A 16,789-nucleotide genomic window follows, 5' to 3' on the forward strand; every position below is an offset into this window, starting at 1 on the left:
TCATCGATTCGCTCGGTAAGCGTGAGGGCCAGGTCGTACTTCGCGCCTTCGACCATGTCCTCGAGAACATGCACGGTCAAGCCTGGCAGCTGGAGCGCACCGATCCGGTTGTTTTGGAATGACAGCATCACCTGAAATAGCGGCGAATACGCAGTGGACCGACGTACGTTCAGTGTCTCGACAAGGCTCTCGAACGGCACGTCCGAGTTCTCGAAGGCCACCAAATCATTCTCGCGCACTCGATTCAGTAGGTTCGCGAAAGTGTCGCCTGGTGAAACCGCTTCCCGAAGAACCAGAGTGTTGACGAACATGCCAACCAAATCGTCCAGCGCCTGGTCAGTACGGGCCGCGAGCGGCGTCCCGATCGCAATATCGTCGCTGTTGCTAAGGCGCGAGAGCAAAGTCGCAAGCGCGGCGTGCGCAACCATGAACAGCGACGCATCGTATGCCTTCGCCAGGCTGCTGAGACCCTCGTAAACAGACGGATCAATCGCAAAGTCGATGAAGTCACCCTGCATCGACTGCCGTCTTGGCCGGGGGCGGTCAGTCGGGAGATCCAGCAACTCGGGCATGCCGGCCAACTTGTCGGCCCAGTGGCCGATCTGCTTCGCCGCGAGCGACTGGGTGTCGGCGGGGTCGCCGAGGACTTCGCGCTGCCACAGCGCGAAGTCGGGGTACTGCACCGGCAGCGGCTGCCACAGGGGAGCCGCACCCGCGGTGCGCGCGCTGTAAGCGACCATGACGTCGCGAGCGAGCGGCGACATCGACGCGCCGTCGGCGCAGATGTGGTGCACGACGAGGACGAGCAGGAACTCGCTCTCGCTCGTGGCGAACAGCCGGATGCGGAGCGGGGGCGCAACTGTGACGTCGAATCCCTCGGTGGCGAATTCGGTGAGGGCCGTGTGGAGTTCGGCCTCGGTCACCGGGACGGGCGTCAGGTCGAAGGGAACCTGCTCCGACTCGACGACCTTTTGGTACGGGCCGTCGCCGGAATCGGGGAACACGGTCCGCAGAGACTCGTGCCGCGCGAGCACATCCGACACGGCCGACGACATCGCGTCGATGTCGAGCGAACCGGACAGCCGCACGGCGAGCGGGATGTTGTACGCCGAGGACGCCGTGTCGAACCGGTTCATCAGCCACATGCTCTGCTGAGCCATCGAGAGCGGAATACGCTCGGGGCGGGGTCCCGCGACGAGGACCGGGCGGTCGGAGCCGGCGCCGGCCAGCTCGGCCACCTTTACTGCGAGCCGCTCCACGGTCGGCGCATCGAACAACTCGCGAACACCCAGACGGGTGCCCGCGGCAGCGTTGAGCCGTGCGACAGCCTTGGTGGCCACGAGCGAGTTCCCGCCGAGATCGAAAAACGACTCGGCGACACTGATCTTCGCGAGCCCGAGCACGTCGGCGAGGACACCGGCGACAAGTTCCTCGGTGGGCGTGCGTGGCTCGACCATGTCTCCCTGCAGCGAGTCGAAGTCGGGCTCGGGCAGGGCCTTCCGGTCGAGTTTGCCTGCGGTGGTGAGCGGGATCTCGTCGAGGACGACGACCGCGCTCGGCACCATGTGCGCCGGCAGCGTGTCGCCGACGAAATGCGTCACTTCGGCCACGTCCACCGCGGCGCCCGCTGTCGGCAGCACGTACGACACGAGGGCGGTCGAACCCGACGGCATCGACGTGCCGAGGGTGGCCGCGAATTCGAGGTCCGGGTGCTTGACCAGCGCCGCGTCGATCTCGCCGAGTTCGATCCGGAAGCCGCGGACCTTCACCTGGAAGTCACTGCGGCCCACGTACTCGACGCTGTGACCGCCTGGACGAACTGCCGTCCATCGAACGACGTCCCCCGTCCGATAGAGACGGTCACCGGGCGCACCGAACGGATTCGCGACGAATCGTTCGGCTGTCAGTCCTGAACGCTTGTGATAGCCGCGGGCGAGTGCCGGCCCCGCCACGTACAGCTCACCCGCGACTCCAACCGGCACGGGGCGGAGCTTGTCGTCGAGTACATACACCGCGGCCCCTCGGATCGGACCGCCGATCTCTACGAGCCTGCCCGGAACCAGATCGCTGACATTGCTCATCACGGTTGCTTCCGTGGGGCCGTAAGCGTTGTACATCCGACGACCCGTCGCCCAGCGTTCCACCAGTTCCGGCGGGCACGCCTCGCCGCCGACCACGACGACCTCGAGCCGGTCGAGTCCGGCCGGCTCCACCGACGCGAGCGCGGCCGGCGTGACGAAGGCGTGGGTGACTTCGTTGTCCGCGAGGAAGTTTCGGAGTTCCTCACCGCCGTACAGGTCGGCGGGCGCGACGATCATCGTCGCGCCGCAGCCGAAGGCGAGCAGCAGTTCGAGGACGGACGCGTCGAAGCTCGGGGACGCGAAGTGCAGAGTCCGCGCCGACGGGCTCACCCCGTAGTGGGTGCGCTGCTCGGCGGAGAAGTTGGCCAGACCGGTGTGGGTGACGACGACGCCCTTGGGCAGACCGGTGGTACCGGACGTGTAGATCATGTACGCCGGGTGCTCGAGCCGAACCGACGCGGTCCGCTCGGAATCGGTGACCGGCTCCGCCGACTTCGCAGCGCACAGCGCGTCGCACTCGGACGAGTCGAGGGCGAGCCATTCGACGTCCGAGGGAAGGGTGTCGCGTTGAGCGGCCAAGGTCAGGCCGAGAATCGCACCGGAGTCGACGACCATGTGTGCGATGCGCTCGGACGGGTAGCGGGGGTCGACGGGCACGAAGGTGCCGCCGGCCTTGGCGACGGCCCACGTTCCGATCACCGAGTGCAGCGAGCGCGTCATCCCGAGCGCCACAGACGTTTCCGGTCCCACACCGCGATCGACGAGGACCCGGGCGAGCCGGTTCGAGCGCGCGTCGAGTTCCTCGTAGGTGAGCGATTCGCCATCCGCGACGAGAGCGGTGCGTTCACCGTTCTCCGCCGCGGTCGCGGCGAGGATCTGCGGCAGCGACAGCGGTGCGGCGGCGTCGGTGCCGTGCGCCGCAAGCAGGGACGCACGCTCGCCGGGAGCGAGGATGTCGATGTCCGCGACGAGCGTGTCGACGTCGCCGGACAGCGCCCCGAGCACGCGGACGACCCGCTCCATGATCTCCTCGACCTCGGCGGCCTCGAAGATCTCGGGAAGGAACTTGGCGGTCAGGTGCAGCCGCGGGTCGGTCATCGCGACGATCGCCAGCGGGTAGTGCGTGGCGTCGTTGGACGTCACATCGAGAACGCGGAGACCCTCGATGTCACTGCTCTTCGTGAGCGCCTCACGGTCGAGCGGGTAGGACTCGTAGACCATCAGCGTGTCGAACAGCGCGCCGAGGCCGAGTCCCTGCTGGATGTCGGTGAGCCCGACGTGGTGGTGATCGAGCAACTCGGTCTGCTCGTGCTGGATACGGTCGAGCAGGGTGCGGACGGCGTCGCCGGCCCGGACGCGGACACGCACCGGCAGGGTGTTGATGAAGAGCCCGAGCATGGACTCGATGCCGGGCACCTGCGGCGGACGGCCCGAGACGGTGGTGCCGAACACCACGTCGTCCCGCCCGGTCAGCCTGCCCACCACGATTCCCCACGCGGCCTGCACGAGAGTGTTCATGGTGACGCCGAGTTCGCGCGAGCGTGCGGTCATGTCGGCGAGCAGTTCGTCCGGCAGATCGATGACGAGCTCACCGGGGGTGAGCGTCGGGGCGGTCTCCGCGTGCGCGGGTGCGAGGAGGGTGGGTTCCTCGATACCGTCCAGGGCCTTCGCCCATGCGGCCACGGGCACCTGGGGGTTCTGCGCGGACAGCCACTCCAGGTAGCTGCGGTACGGACGCGGCTGCGGCAGTGCCAGCGCGTCGCCGTCCACCGCGTACAGGGTCAGCAGATCCTGGATGAGGATCGGCAGCGACCAGCCGTCGAGGAGGATGTGGTGGTTGGTGACGGCGAACCGGTAGCGGTCCTCGCCCGTCTCGACCAGCAGGAATCGCACGAGAGGCGGTGCGGTCATGTCGAACCGGTCGGTCCGGTTCGCGAGCATCAGCGCATCGAGTTCCGCCTCACGGTCGGCGTCGGACGCGGCCGAGAGGTCGACGTGCGTCCACGGCACGTCCACCCGGTCGACGACCACCTGCATGCCGGTGCCGTCGTCGCCCGCGACGAACGCGGTGCGCAGGTTGGGGTGCCTCGCGACGAGCGACTCCGCGGCACGGCGGAGACGGTCGGTGTCGACGGATCCGCCCAGGTCCATGACGAGCTGGGTGGTGTACACATCGGTGGCGGTACCGGCCAGCGACGCGTGGAACAGCAAGCCTACCTGCAGCGGGGCCAGCGACCAGACGTCGGCGAGCGCGGGGTAGTCGCTCTCGAGGGTGTCGATCCGGCTCTGACTCAGGGAAACGAGGTCGAGGTCCGACGGCGTCCGGCCACCGGCTCCGGGCCGCCTCGTGTGTTCGACGAGCCCTTCGAGCGCGCGGGTCCACAGGCCGGTGAGCTCGCCGACCTCGGAGTCGGTGAGAACACCTTGGGGGAAGTCGACGGTGGCCGAAAGCCGCTGTTCTCCTTCGACATCCACGATCATCGCGTTGATGTCGAGGGCGAAGTGCACCGGCATCTCGCTGTTGCGGGTACCGGTCAGCTCCATCGTGTCGGTGTCGGGCACCCAGCCCGCCGCCCGGAACGCGTCGGGGATCTCGCCCACCGACACCCGACCGAGGTAGTTGAAACTGATCTGCGGGCTCGGCAACGCCGCGAGAACCGCGCGGGTCTCGGCGTTGAGGAATCGCAGCATTCCGTAGCCGATGCCGTGCTCGGGTACCCGTGCGAGTTGTTCCTTCACCGATTTGACGGCCTGACCTGCGGCCGCACCGCCGGCGAGGGCGTCGCGCACGTCGACGCCGGGGGCCGACAACCGGACCGGGAACATGCTGGTGAACCAGCCGACCGTACGGGAGAGATCGGCGCCGGGCAGCACCGTCTCCTCGCGGCCGTGACCTTCGAGGTGCACGAGGGTCGAGGTCTCGGTGACGCCGCGTTCCGCGCGCCATGCCGCGACGGCCAGGGCGAGGGCGGTGAGGAGACCGTCGTTGACACCGCCGTGGAACGCGCGCGGCACGTCGGTCAGCAGACCGTCGGTGACGTCGGCCGGGACCTCGAGGCGGACCCGGCCGGTGGTCGAGACCGTATCGCGGCCGTCGAGGGCCCGCGAACCGATCAGCGGGTCCGCACCGTCGAGGGTGGTGCGCCAGTAGTCGAGTTCGGCCACGCGGCGGGCGCTCCGGGCGTTGTCGGCGAGGCCGTGCGCCCAGCGGCGGACCGAGGTGCCGACCGCCGGGAGCAGCGGGTCCGCCCCGGCGGCGATCTGCGCCCACGCGGACGCGAAGTCGGGCACCAGCACTCGCCAGGACACCCCGTCCACGGCGAGATGGTGGATCACGACGAGCAGTCGTCCCGACTGCGGGGTGCTCTCACCCTCCCCGCTGTCGCCGTCCTCGCCGTCCCGCGGTGCGAGATCTCCGGAGTCCTCAGCGGGCGCGAACCAGACGAAACGCACCACGCTGCCGGTCGCCGGGTCCAACGTGTCCACCGTGCGCTCGAGGGCGTGCGCGGCAAGCGCCTCGAACGAGTCGGTGCCGGGTCCCTCGCTGAACTCGACGCGATCGACGAGCCGGTCGACGTCGACGGAGCCGATCGGTGCGACCTCCAGCGACCATCCGGCCGGAGAGTCGGTGCGGCGCAGCGACGAACGCAGAGCGTCGTGGCGATCGACGACGGCCGCCAGCGTGCGCACCAGGCGGTCGCGGTCCACCTTCGGTGGCAGTGCCAGGAGGATGGACTGCGAGAAGCGGTGGAAGTCGCCGCCCAGCTCCGTCATCCAGTGCACGACCGGTGTCAGCGGCATCGTGCCGATACCGGCGCCCGGCAGTTCCTCGAGGACGTGCACCGTCGCCGATTCGGATGCCGACTTCGCGACCTCGGCGAGTGAGGCCACGGTCTTGCGCTCGAAGACGTCGCGGGCCGTGAACAGGACACCGGCTTCCTTCGCGCGGGACACCAGCTGGATCGAGACGATGCTGTCGCCGCCGAGCGCGAAGAACGAGTCGCCGACACTGACCCGTGGCAGACCGAGAACCTCGGCGAACAGTCCTGCGATCGACTCCTCCATGGTGCTGCGAGGGGCCACGTACTCACTGGACTCCGCCGCGAACGTGGGTTCGGGCAGGGCCTTCCGGTCGAGCTTGCCGCTCGCGCCGACCGGCATCTCGGCGATCACCACGACGGCGTCGGGAACCATGTACGAGGGCACCGCACGGCCGACGTGGACCGTCAGATCCTCGACGTCCAGCGCCGAATCGGGTTCGGGGACGACGTAACCGACGAGCCGCTGCCCCAGGGAGCTGTCGTGGACGACCGCAACGGACTGCGCCACATGGGGATACGAGGACATCGCGGCCTCGATCTCGCCCAGTTCGATGCGCAGGCCGCGCACCTTCACCTGGAAGTCGGTGCGACCGAGGTACTCGATGCTGCCGTCGACGCGCCACTTGACGAGGTCGCCGGTGCGGTACAGACGGGTTCCCGCGGCGCCGAAGGGATTGGCCACGAAGCGTTCTGCCGTGAGCTCCGGCCGGCCCTCGTAGCCGCGCGCGACCTGGGCTCCCGCGAGATAGAGCTCTCCCGCGGATCCGATGGGAGCGGGCCGGAGGTGGCCGTCGAGCACGTACGCCTCGGTGTTCCACACCGGGGTGCCGATCGGAATCGTGTGGAGGGTCTCCCGCTCCACCTCTCCCGCGGTGGCGTGCACGGTGAACTCGGTGGGGCCGTAGAGATTGTGCAACCCGGCGTCGGACTTCGCGCGGAACGCTGCGGCGACGGCAGGCGGAAACGCCTCTCCCGCAACGAGAACGACGCGCAGGCTGACGAGTTGTTCGCGGTCGGACTCGGCGACGAACACCGACAGCATCGACGGGACGAACGACGTCGCGGTGACCTTCTCGCGCGCGATCACGTCGGCGAGGTAGGCGGGATCGCGATGCCCCTCGGGCGCGGCGATCACCAGGCGCGACCCGGAAGCGAGTGCGGCGAACAGTTCCCACACCGACACGTCGAACGTCGTCGGGGTCTTCTGCAGCACGACATCGTCCGCATCGAGCGCGTAGCGCGACGCGATCCACCTGACCTGGTTCAGGACCGAAGCGTGACTCACCGCCACACCCTTCGGACGTCCGGTGGACCCGGACGTGTAGATGACGTAGGCCGGGTTGGCCGGACGCAGATCGGCGAGCCGTTCGTCGTCGCGGATCGGGCCCGCCGGGACGCCGCGCAGATCCAGGGCGTCGATCTCCACGACGTCCTGATCGGCAGGGAAGGCGAGGTGGTCCCGCGTGACCGTGAGGATGCACAGCGGGCGGGCGCTCTCGAGCACGTACGCCGTGCGCTCGGCGGGGTGGTCGGGGTCGAGGGGCACGTATGCGCCGCCCGCCTTGACGACGGCGTACATCGCGACCATGGAGTCGAGCGAGCGGCGGATCGCGAGCGCGACCTTCGTCTCCGGACCCACTCCCCTGCCGATCAGCGTCCGGGCGAGACGGTTCACCCGCGCGTCGAACTCGGCGTACGTGAGCTCCTCGCCGTCGAAGACGAGTGCCGTCGCGTCGGGCGTGCGCGCGACCTGGGCGTCGAACAGGTCGACGACGGTCCCCGCCGGCGGCGACACGACATCACCGTTCCACCCGGTCACGACCTGTCCGCGTTCCTCGTCGCTCATCGCGGCCAGATCCGACACCGAAGCATCGTCGCCGGCTCCGAGGAAGCGCTCGAAGAAGTCGAAGAAGCGGCTGTGGTGACGGTCCAGCTCGTCCGCCGAGTACAGGTTGGGGTTGGCCTCGAAGTCGATGTGGATCTTGCTGCCCGCCACACCCTGGTAGATGTTCAGCGAGAGATCTTCGACCGGTCCGGTGGTGAGGACGTTCTGGTGTCCGGTGACCGTCCCCAGCTTGATCTCGCTGTGGAACATCATGATGTTGATCGAGGGACCGAAGAAGCCACGCTGCCCCTGGGGCGCTCCGGCGTCCCGGCGGATGTCCTCGTGCCGGTACCGCTGGCGGCGCAGGGCGCCGGTGAGCTCGATCTGGACGCTCTTGACCAGCTCGGGGACGGTCATCTCCGGGGTGATCTGGAGTCGGAGCGGAACGATGTTCGACACCATTCCGCCGGAGCGGCGCAACGTGGCGGTGGTGCGCGCCGAGACCGGGAGGCTGAGGACGACGTCCGTGCGGTCGGTCATGTGGGCCAGGTACGCGGCGAATGCGGCCACCACGATGGGCGCGGAGCTGGCGTTGCTGCCGCCGAGAGCCTCGTCGAGAAGGGTGGCGGTGGACTCGGGCAGTGCCTCGGAGGAGAGCCGCGCGAACTTGCCCACCATGGCCGCACGACCGGCGAGGCTCGGGGCCTCGGGCAGGTGCGCGGTGCGTTCGGCCCAGTATTCGCGATCCTTCGCGAACCGCTCGGAGTTGCGGTACCGCTGCTCGTCCTCGACGATCCGGACCAGGTCCTCCGCGCGGCAGGCCGGCGGCTCGGTGCCCTCGACCAGGGCGGTGTAGATCTCGGCGATGCGTGCGATCAGCGCCATCGCGCCGAAGCCGTCGAGCGCGATGTGATGGATGCGGCAGAACCAGAAGTAGTGATTCTCCCCGACGTGGAGCAGGTAGACCACGACGAGGCGGTCCTCGAGGAGGTCGACGGGGGCGCTGTAGTTGGCCCGCATCCACTTCTCGGCGGCGTCGACGGAATCGTTCTCGGCGCGGAGGTCGACATAGGTGATGGCGTCGTCGAGGGACTTGTCGACGTACTGGTAGGGCATCCCCTCGATCTCGACGAGGCGGAGGAAGCCGGAACCGAACTCCCGGCCGGTACGGACCGTGGCCTCGGTCAGCAGATCGAGGTCGATGTCACCGCGAAGCTCGATGTACTGGGCGATGGTGAGAGGAACGTCGCCCATCGCGTGTTGCGCGAACCAGATGCCTCGCTGCGCAGCTGACAGCGGAAACGCCCCTTCCGGAGCACCGCTACTACCCGCTGCTTGTCCCGACCCCAAGGGTTACTCCGTTCTCGAACGCGTGGCGACTGCCGCCTGTGTCTTTGGTGATTCGTAGCTCTCGGTCCCACGGACTTCGCCGTGGGCCGGTTCTCCGATGAACGCCATCACATGAACAGGCCTTGCCGGTTCGAAGCATCTCGCGTAGCGGGGACGTGCCGGGCATGGGACGCCCTGCGCTGATCGAAGAGTTCCACCACACTCGGAGTCGATGTCAGACGATCGTCCGAAACCCGATTGCCTGCGACGCTGAACACTCCAAGGCCCTTACATCCCGAACTACTTACGGTGAGCGGGTTCATACGTGGCTCCGTTCTCTCATCGATCCAACAAGCGGCCACCCAATCGGTGCTCGTCATCCTCCGAGTCGAGAGCCGAGTCTACGGCGCTGGTGGAGCAGCGAAACTTCGTCGCGCTCATCGCTTCGGCCTCCTCTCCCTCGGTGGTGACGATTTCGGTTCGTACGGTTCTGCGGTTGCGCCGGGAATTACATCGGTGTCGGATCCACTGCCGTTACCGGCGCCGGTGTGACGTACCCAACCCTCGATACTTCCAGAATCAGGCCTGAATTCGATCTTCGACGCGCACATATTCAACAGGCCGAACCACATTCCAGACACTGCGTACAACCAGAACGTGGATACCGTACCGAGAGTCGGAATTTCACTAGGTGTACAACTGTCGTATCCAGTTTCATGTTCCGCCTCCCGACTGTTATCCGTGCACGGTGCAATCGATCTGGTGACCGACCGCGGCGTTGAACACTTACTGCCCCCCGTGACCGCAGTTTTTGCCAACCACCGTGTCTACCAAAGCCCCGCGCAGGTCTCCAAACGAAGAACACCCGGAGTTGCGCACAGGGAATAATCGACCAGGTCCGTCGCCGAGCCGCATCGAACGAAAACTTGGACGTTCAGGTGAGCACCCGGGCGCCGTCAGATCGCCCGCTGACCTGCCACGAGGACAACGAAGACGTCTTCGCCGAAGAGATGAACATCGACGGCGACACGGCGACATCCCAGCATCTGGAACGTCCTCCCGCTGCGCGACACTGCCGATGTCCGATTAGTCGCGATCGCCGCGGCGCGACCGGCCGCAGGCAGACGGGAGATTTCTCACATTCGCCGATTGCGCGGACGTCGGACCGCAGACCTCTACCAACAAGTAACCAAAGTAAGACTAACCTAACCGTTGTCACCCAACGACACTGACATCGACGGACTCGCCGCTCAGCGTCCGTGCCGCGCGAACCAGTCGAGCAGGTCGGGGTCGTCCACGGCGCTGCGGTCCACCGTGCGGTCCGCGTCCGCACCCTGGAATATGCGCTTGAGAGGCACCTCGAGTTTCTTGCCGGTCCGGGTGTGCGGGATGCCGGGGGCCTCGATGATGTCGTCGGGCACGTGCCGGGGAGAGGCCTGCTCACGGATCGCTCCGCGGATACGCTGCTTCAGCGCGTCGTCGAGTTCCGTCCCCTCCGACAGGACCACGAACAGTGGCATCCAGTATCCCCCGTCCGCCAGATCCACACCGACGACAAGCGCCTCCGCGACCTCCGGGAGCTTTTCCACCACCTGGTAGATGTCGGCGCTACCCATCCGAATTCCATTGCGGTTCAATGTGGAATCGGACCTTCCATGCATCAGGACGGTCCCGCGATCGGTGATCGTGATCCAGTCGCCGTGCCGCCACACTCCGGGAAACACATCGAAATATGCTTCACGGTAACGCTTTCCGTCCGGATCGTTCCAGAACGACACCGGCATGGACGGCATCGGCGCCGTCACGACCAGTTCACCCACCTCGCCTCGCACCGGCTGCCCCGACTCGTCGAACGCGTCGACGGCGACACCCAGACACGGGGCGGACAGCTCCCCCGGCCAGACCGGCACACTCCGCGCTCCCCCGACGAACGCCGACACCACGTCGGTCCCACCTGTGATCGACACGACGGGAACGCGGCGCCCGACGTTCTCGGACAACCACAGTGACGACGCCGCCGGCAGCGTGGACCCGGTCACCCCCACCGCGCGGAGCGTGCTCAGGTCGTGCTCGCGTACAGGGACCACCCCCGCCTTGTCGCACGCGAGAACATAACCGGGACTGGTGCCGACCACGGTCACACCCAAGCGTGACACCAAGGCCCACAACGCATCCGGCGTCGGATAGGACGGACTCCCGTCGTAACAGACGATGGTGGCCCCCACCAGCAGTCCCGCCGTCTGGAAGTTCCACATCATCCAACTGGGACTGGTGTACCAGAAGAGGGTGTCGTCGCGGCCGATGTCGAGTTGGAGCGCGAGCGACTTCACGTGTTCGAGGAGAACGCCGCCGTGACCGTGCACGATGCCCTTCGGCAGGCCCGTGGTTCCCGAGGAGAACACCACCCACAACGGATGGTCGAACGGGACGGCGACGGGCTCGAGTGCGGCGTCCCGGCCGGTGGCCTCCGCCCAGGTGAGAGTGCCGTCGACGACGGCGTCCGGATCGAGGTGCGGCACGACCACCGTGAGAGCCGGCGACGACAATCCGCTGCGCAGGTCGGCCGACGCCGCGAGCCGATCGTGTTCCTTGCCCCCGAACCGGTAGCCGTCCGCGGTGATCAGCGCTTTCGGTTCCAGTTGACCCAGTCGATCGAGCGCGGCCGGCGCGGAGTAGTCCTGTCCGCACGCGGCCCATACGGCACCGAGCGACGCCGTCGCGAGGAACGCGACGACGGCCTCGGGAATGTTGGGGAGATAGCCGACGACCCGGTCACCGACCCCGACTCCGTGCTCGCGGAGAGTCGCGGCAAGGCCCGCCACCGCGGACCGCAACTCGTCCCACCCGACGGAGATGTCGGTAGCGCCCTCACCCGCGTACAGGATCGCCGGTGTTCCGGGGCGGGCGTTCCGGAAGACGTGGTCGACGTAGCTGAGCGTCGCCCCGGGGAACCAGACGGCGCCCGGCATCGCACCGTCCGCGAGGGCCGGTCCGGGGTCGGTGGCGGACCGGATCTCGAAGTAGTCCCACACGTCCTGCCAGAACGCCGCCGGATCGGCGACCGACCAGCGCCACAACGCCCGGTAGTCGTCGACCCGGGCGCCGTGACGCCGGGCGACGAACCGGGCGAAGTCGGTGACGACCGCGTCGCGCACGTCGGACTCGGTGGGCACCCATTGCGGATCGGCAGTCATGGGCACCATCTTCCCCGAGAGCGCGGCCGTTCCGCGCTCTTTCGCCGCCTACCGAGGGGACTCGGACGTGCTTGTCCCCTTCGACTCGACCTGGGAGCGGCGCAGAATCGCCTCGGCGTGACGCAGGACCGGTGCGTCCACCATCTTTCCCTCGAACGCGAAGACTCCTCGCTCGTCGGCGACAGCGGCGAGAACCCGCGTCGCCCAGTCGACGTCCTCGTCGGACGGCGCGTACGCCTCCCGGATCACCGCGACCTGGCTGGGGTGGATGCCCACCTTGATGTCGAATCCGACGGCGACGGCGTCGACCGCTTCGGTGCGCAACCCGTCGAGGTCCTTGATGTCGAGATAGACGGAATCCAGGGCGAGCCGGTGATACGCCTTGGCGGCCAGCAGTGTCGACGACCGCACGTGGGTGGCGACGTCACGGTAGCTGCCGTCCTCGCGGCGACTGGAGTTGCCGCCCATCGCCGCCACGAGATCCTCGGCGCCCCACATCACGCCGATCGTGCTCGCCGCCAGCGCGATCTCGCTCACCGCGAGCGCACCGAGCGGCGACTCGACGAGGGCAATTACCTCACGCGGCGCCAGCGACAGCACCTGGTCGGCGGACTCGCACTTGGCCAGCATCAGCCTCGTGTAGCGGGTGCCGTCGAGTGCCAGCAGATCGCGCTCGTGGTCCTCGGTCCCGACCGGATTGACCCGCACCACCGTGCGATCCGGATCCAGCGGGGTGTCGATCAGGGCGACCCGCGCCGCTTCCTTGTCCGCGGGCGCCACCCCGTCCTCGAGGTCGAGGATCACGACGTCGGCTGCCGCAGCCGCCTTCGCATACCGTTCGGGCCGGTCGGCCGGGCAGAACAGCCAGGCGGGCCCGGGCAGTTCCCAGCTCATGACGGCTTCTTCTGGACGAGGGTCTTGCGGACCGCGATCGCCACCACGTCGCCGTTCTGGTTGCGGCCGGTGTGCTCGAGGGTGACGATGCCCTCGCCGGGCCTGCTCTTCGACTCGCGCTTGTCCGCGATCTTCGTCTCCGCGTACAGCGTGTCGCCGTGGAACAACGGCTTCGGGAAACTGATCTCCGAGAACCCCAGGTTCGCGACGATGGTCCCCTGCGTCAGTTGCGCCACCGACAACCCGACCAGCGTCGAGAGGGTGAACATCGAGTTGACGAGACGCTCACCGAACTGGGTGTTCTCGCTGTACGCGGCGTCCAGGTGCAGGGCCTGGGTGTTCATCGTCTGCGTCGTGAAGAGGACGTTGTCGGCCTCGGTGACGGTCCGGCCGGGCCGGTGCTCGTACACCGCTCCCAGCTCGAACTCCTCGAACCACAGACCCCGCTGAACGATTCGCTTCGGTTCGGTCGTGGCGGTCACAGGCCTGCCTCCCGCGCGATCAGCATCAGCTGCACCTCGGTGGTGCCCTCGCCGATCTCCAGGATCTTGCTGTCGCGGTAGTGCCGGGCCACGGTGTACTCGTTCATGAATCCGTAGCCGCCGTGGATCTGGGTGGCGTCGCGGGCGTTGTCCATCGCGGCCTCGGAGGCGACGAGCTTCGCGATGGCGGCCTGCTTCTTGAACGGCTTGCCGGACAACATCCGGGCGGCGGCGTCGTAGTACGCCGTGCGCGCGGTGTGGGCGCGCGCCTCCATGCGGGCGATCTTGAACGCGATGGCCTGGTTGTGTCCGATGGGCCGTCCGAACGCCTCCCGTTCCTTGGCGTACTTGACCGACTCGTCGACGCATCCCTGGGCGGCGCCGACGCTGAGCGCGGCGATGGCGATGCGTCCCTCGTCGAGGATCCGCAGGAAGTTCGCGTACCCGCGGCCACGCTCGCCGAGCAGATTCTCCTCGGGAACGCGCACGTCCGAGAACGTGAGCGGGTGGGTGTCGGAGGCGTTCCAGCCGACCTTGTTGTACGCCGGCTCGGCAGTGAAGCCCGGCGTCGACGTCGGCACGAGGATGGTGGAGATCTCCTTCTTGCCGTCCTTCGTACCGGTCACCGCGGTGACGGTGACGAGCTTGGTGATGTCGGTGCCGGAGTTGGTGATGAACTGCTTGTTGCCGTTGATGATCCATTCGCCGCTGTCAAACTTCGCGGTGGTCTTCGTCCCGCCGGCATCGCTTCCGGCGCCCGGCTCGGTGAGCCCGAACGCGGCCAGGCTCTTGCCGCTCGTCAGCTGCGGCAGCCACTCCTGCTTCTGCTCCTCGTTGCCGAACCGGTAGATCGGCATCGCACCCAGCGACACACCGGCTTCCAGGGTGATCGCGACACTCTGGTCGACCTTGCCCAGTTCTTCGAGTGCCAGGCAGAGGGCGAAGTAGTCGCCGCCCATTCCGCCGTACTCCTCGGGGAACGGCAGGCCGAACAGGCCCATGTCGGCCATCCCCGACACCACCTCGTACGGGAACGTGTGGTTGGCGTCGTGTTCCGCCGCGACCGGTGCCACCACGTTCTTGGCGAAATCGGCGACGGTCTTCGCCAACTGCTGGTACTCGTCGGGAAGCTGGCCGGTGGCAAGGAATTCGGTCATGACGCATCTTCTTTCGTGTCGGTGGTGTCGGTGTGCGGGGTGACTCGTGCGAGCAGCTGGTCGACCATCACCTGGTCACCGGGTGCGACGAGGATGTCGACGACGCCGTCGACGGGGGCGGTGAGCGAGTGCTCCATCTTCATCGCCTCGACCACGACGAGCGTCTGGCCTGCGGTGACGTGGGCGCCCGCCTCGGCGCCGACGGCGATGACGGATCCGGGCATGGGGCTGGTGATCTCGGCCTCGCCGGCATGGACGTCGCCGGTGCGGACACTGAGTTCGCGGACCTCACGCAGCATCGTCGTGCCGTCGGAACCGGCGAGCCAGATGTGCCCGTCGGTCTGGGCGACCCGGTAGGTTTCGCGTCTGCCGTCGATCACCACGGAGAGGGTGGTTCCGTCGAGCGCCGCCGTCAGGGACAGGGTGTCGCCGTCCTCGACCTGCGCGGTGGCCTCGGCCGGACTGCCGGTGATCCGCACGTGGTCGGTGCGGGTGGCTGAGGACAACCGGATGCTGGTGGGTGCGGGAACCCCGACCCGCCAGCCGCTGGGAACGTCCCAGGGATCGGCCTGTGCCCGCTCGGGCCAGCGCTGCAACCAGCGGAAAGCAGCAGCGGCGATCAGGGCGGCATCGGTGGCCTCCGCCGCGGCGAAGTCCTCGAGCCGTCGGTCGAGCAGACCGGTGTCGAGGTTGCCGGCCACCACGTCGGGATCGGCGAGCAGGAAGCGCGCGAACTCGATGTTGGTGACCACTCCCAGCACACCGGTGCCGGCCAGTGCCCGGTCCAGTTTCCGCAGCGCGCCGGCGCGGTCGTCGGCGTGGGCGATGACCTTCGCCAGCATCGGGTCGTAATCGCTGCCGACCACCGTGCCGGGCTGCAGTCCGGAATCGACGCGGACACCGGGGCCGGCGGGTTCGACGACGTCGGCCACGAGTCCACCGGTGGGGAGGAATCCGCGACTCGGGTCCTCGGCGTAGACGCGGGCTTCGATGGCGTGACCGGTGAGGGTGATGTCGTCCTGGGTGAAGCCGAGAGGCTCACCGGAGGCCACTCGCACCTGCCACTCGACGAGGTCCAGGCCCGTCACGAGTTCGGTGACCGGGTGCTCGACCTGCAGCCGGGTGTTCATCTCCATGAAGAAGAACTCGTCGGGCTTGTCGGCGGAGACGATGAACTCGACCGTTCCCGCTCCCGAGTAGTCGACGCTGCGCGCCGTGTTGCAGGCGGCCTCGCCGATCCGGGCGCGTGTGGCCTCGTCCAGCAGCGGCGACGGCGCTTCCTCGATGACCTTCTGGTGGCGACGCTGCAGACTGCATTCGCGCTCGCCGAGGTGGACGACGTTCCCGTGTCCGTCCGCGAGGATCTGCACCTCGATGTGCCGGGGCCGCAGCACGAATCGCTCGAGGAAGAGTGTGTCGTCGCCGAACGCCGACGCCGCTTCACGACGCGCGCTGCGAAGTGCCTCGGCGAGTGCGCCCGGCTCCTCCACCAGACGCATGCCCTTGCCGCCGCCGCCTGCCGACGGCTTGACGAGGACGGGGTATCCGATGTCCTCGGCGGCCGCGATCAGTTCGTCGTCGGACAGGCCGGGGCGGGCGATGCCGGGGACGACGGGCACGTCGAACTTCGCCACCGCGTTCTTGGCGGTGATCTTGTCGCCCATCACCTCGATGGCGTGAGCGGAGGGACCGAGGAACGCGATCCCCGCGTCCGCGCAGGCCCCGGCGAACTTGGAGTTCTCCGACAGGAACCCGTAACCGGGATGGATCGCCTGCGCGCCGGTGGCGCGGGCCGCCGCGATCACTTTCTCGATGACGAGGTAACTCTCCCGCGCCGCGGCGGGACCGAGCAGCACCGCGGTGTCGGCCTCGCGGACGTGCCGCGCGTCGCGGTCCGCCTCGCTGAACACGGCGACGGAGCGGATTCCCATGGCCCGCAGTGTGCGGATCACGCGCACCGCGATCTCGCCGCGGTTGGCCACCAGGACGGTATCTATCCGAGTCAT

General features: G+C 67.9%; 6 protein-coding genes (1 of these 6 running past the window's edge). All 6 read right to left on the reverse strand.

What is annotated here, in order from left to right:
* On the reverse strand, positions 1 to 9,077 hold the 5' portion of the coding sequence (locus G9373_RS13990; protein WP_277346573.1) for a non-ribosomal peptide synthase/polyketide synthase. It extends 24,715 nt beyond the left edge of the window; only the first 9,077 of its 33,792 coding nucleotides appear in the window; its start codon is at positions 9,075 to 9,077; its stop codon lies beyond the left edge, outside the window.
* Positions 9,078 to 10,306: 1,229 nt separating this feature from the next.
* On the reverse strand, positions 10,307 to 12,250 hold the full coding sequence (locus G9373_RS13995) for an acetoacetate--CoA ligase (RefSeq protein ID WP_167115529.1): 1,944 nt from the start codon (positions 12,248 to 12,250) through the stop codon (positions 10,307 to 10,309).
* A 48-nt stretch (positions 12,251 to 12,298) separates the two neighbouring features.
* The gene (locus G9373_RS14000) at positions 12,299 to 13,144 is read right to left on the reverse strand and encodes a CoA ester lyase (RefSeq protein ID WP_005575198.1); all 846 of its coding nucleotides are present in this window, start codon (positions 13,142 to 13,144) and stop codon (positions 12,299 to 12,301) included.
* Positions 13,141 to 13,626: a MaoC family dehydratase gene (locus G9373_RS14005; RefSeq protein WP_005239560.1), complete on the reverse strand. Its 486-nt coding sequence runs from the start codon at positions 13,624 to 13,626 to the stop codon at positions 13,141 to 13,143. Before G9373_RS14005 ends, G9373_RS14000 begins: the two co-directional genes overlap by 4 nt.
* Positions 13,623 to 14,783 (reverse strand): acyl-CoA dehydrogenase family protein, encoded by a 1,161-nt coding sequence (locus G9373_RS14010; protein WP_005253824.1) that lies wholly within the window; start codon positions 14,781 to 14,783, stop codon positions 13,623 to 13,625. Before G9373_RS14010 ends, G9373_RS14005 begins: the two co-directional genes overlap by 4 nt.
* The gene (locus G9373_RS14015; protein WP_037203009.1) at positions 14,780 to 16,789 is read right to left on the reverse strand and encodes an acetyl/propionyl/methylcrotonyl-CoA carboxylase subunit alpha; all 2,010 of its coding nucleotides are present in this window, start codon (positions 16,787 to 16,789) and stop codon (positions 14,780 to 14,782) included. The genes G9373_RS14010 and G9373_RS14015 overlap by 4 nt, the downstream gene beginning before the upstream one ends.

This window comes from Rhodococcus sp. A14 (assembly GCF_011603105.1).
Lineage (GTDB): Bacteria > Actinomycetota > Actinomycetes > Mycobacteriales > Mycobacteriaceae > Rhodococcus_F > Rhodococcus_F opacus.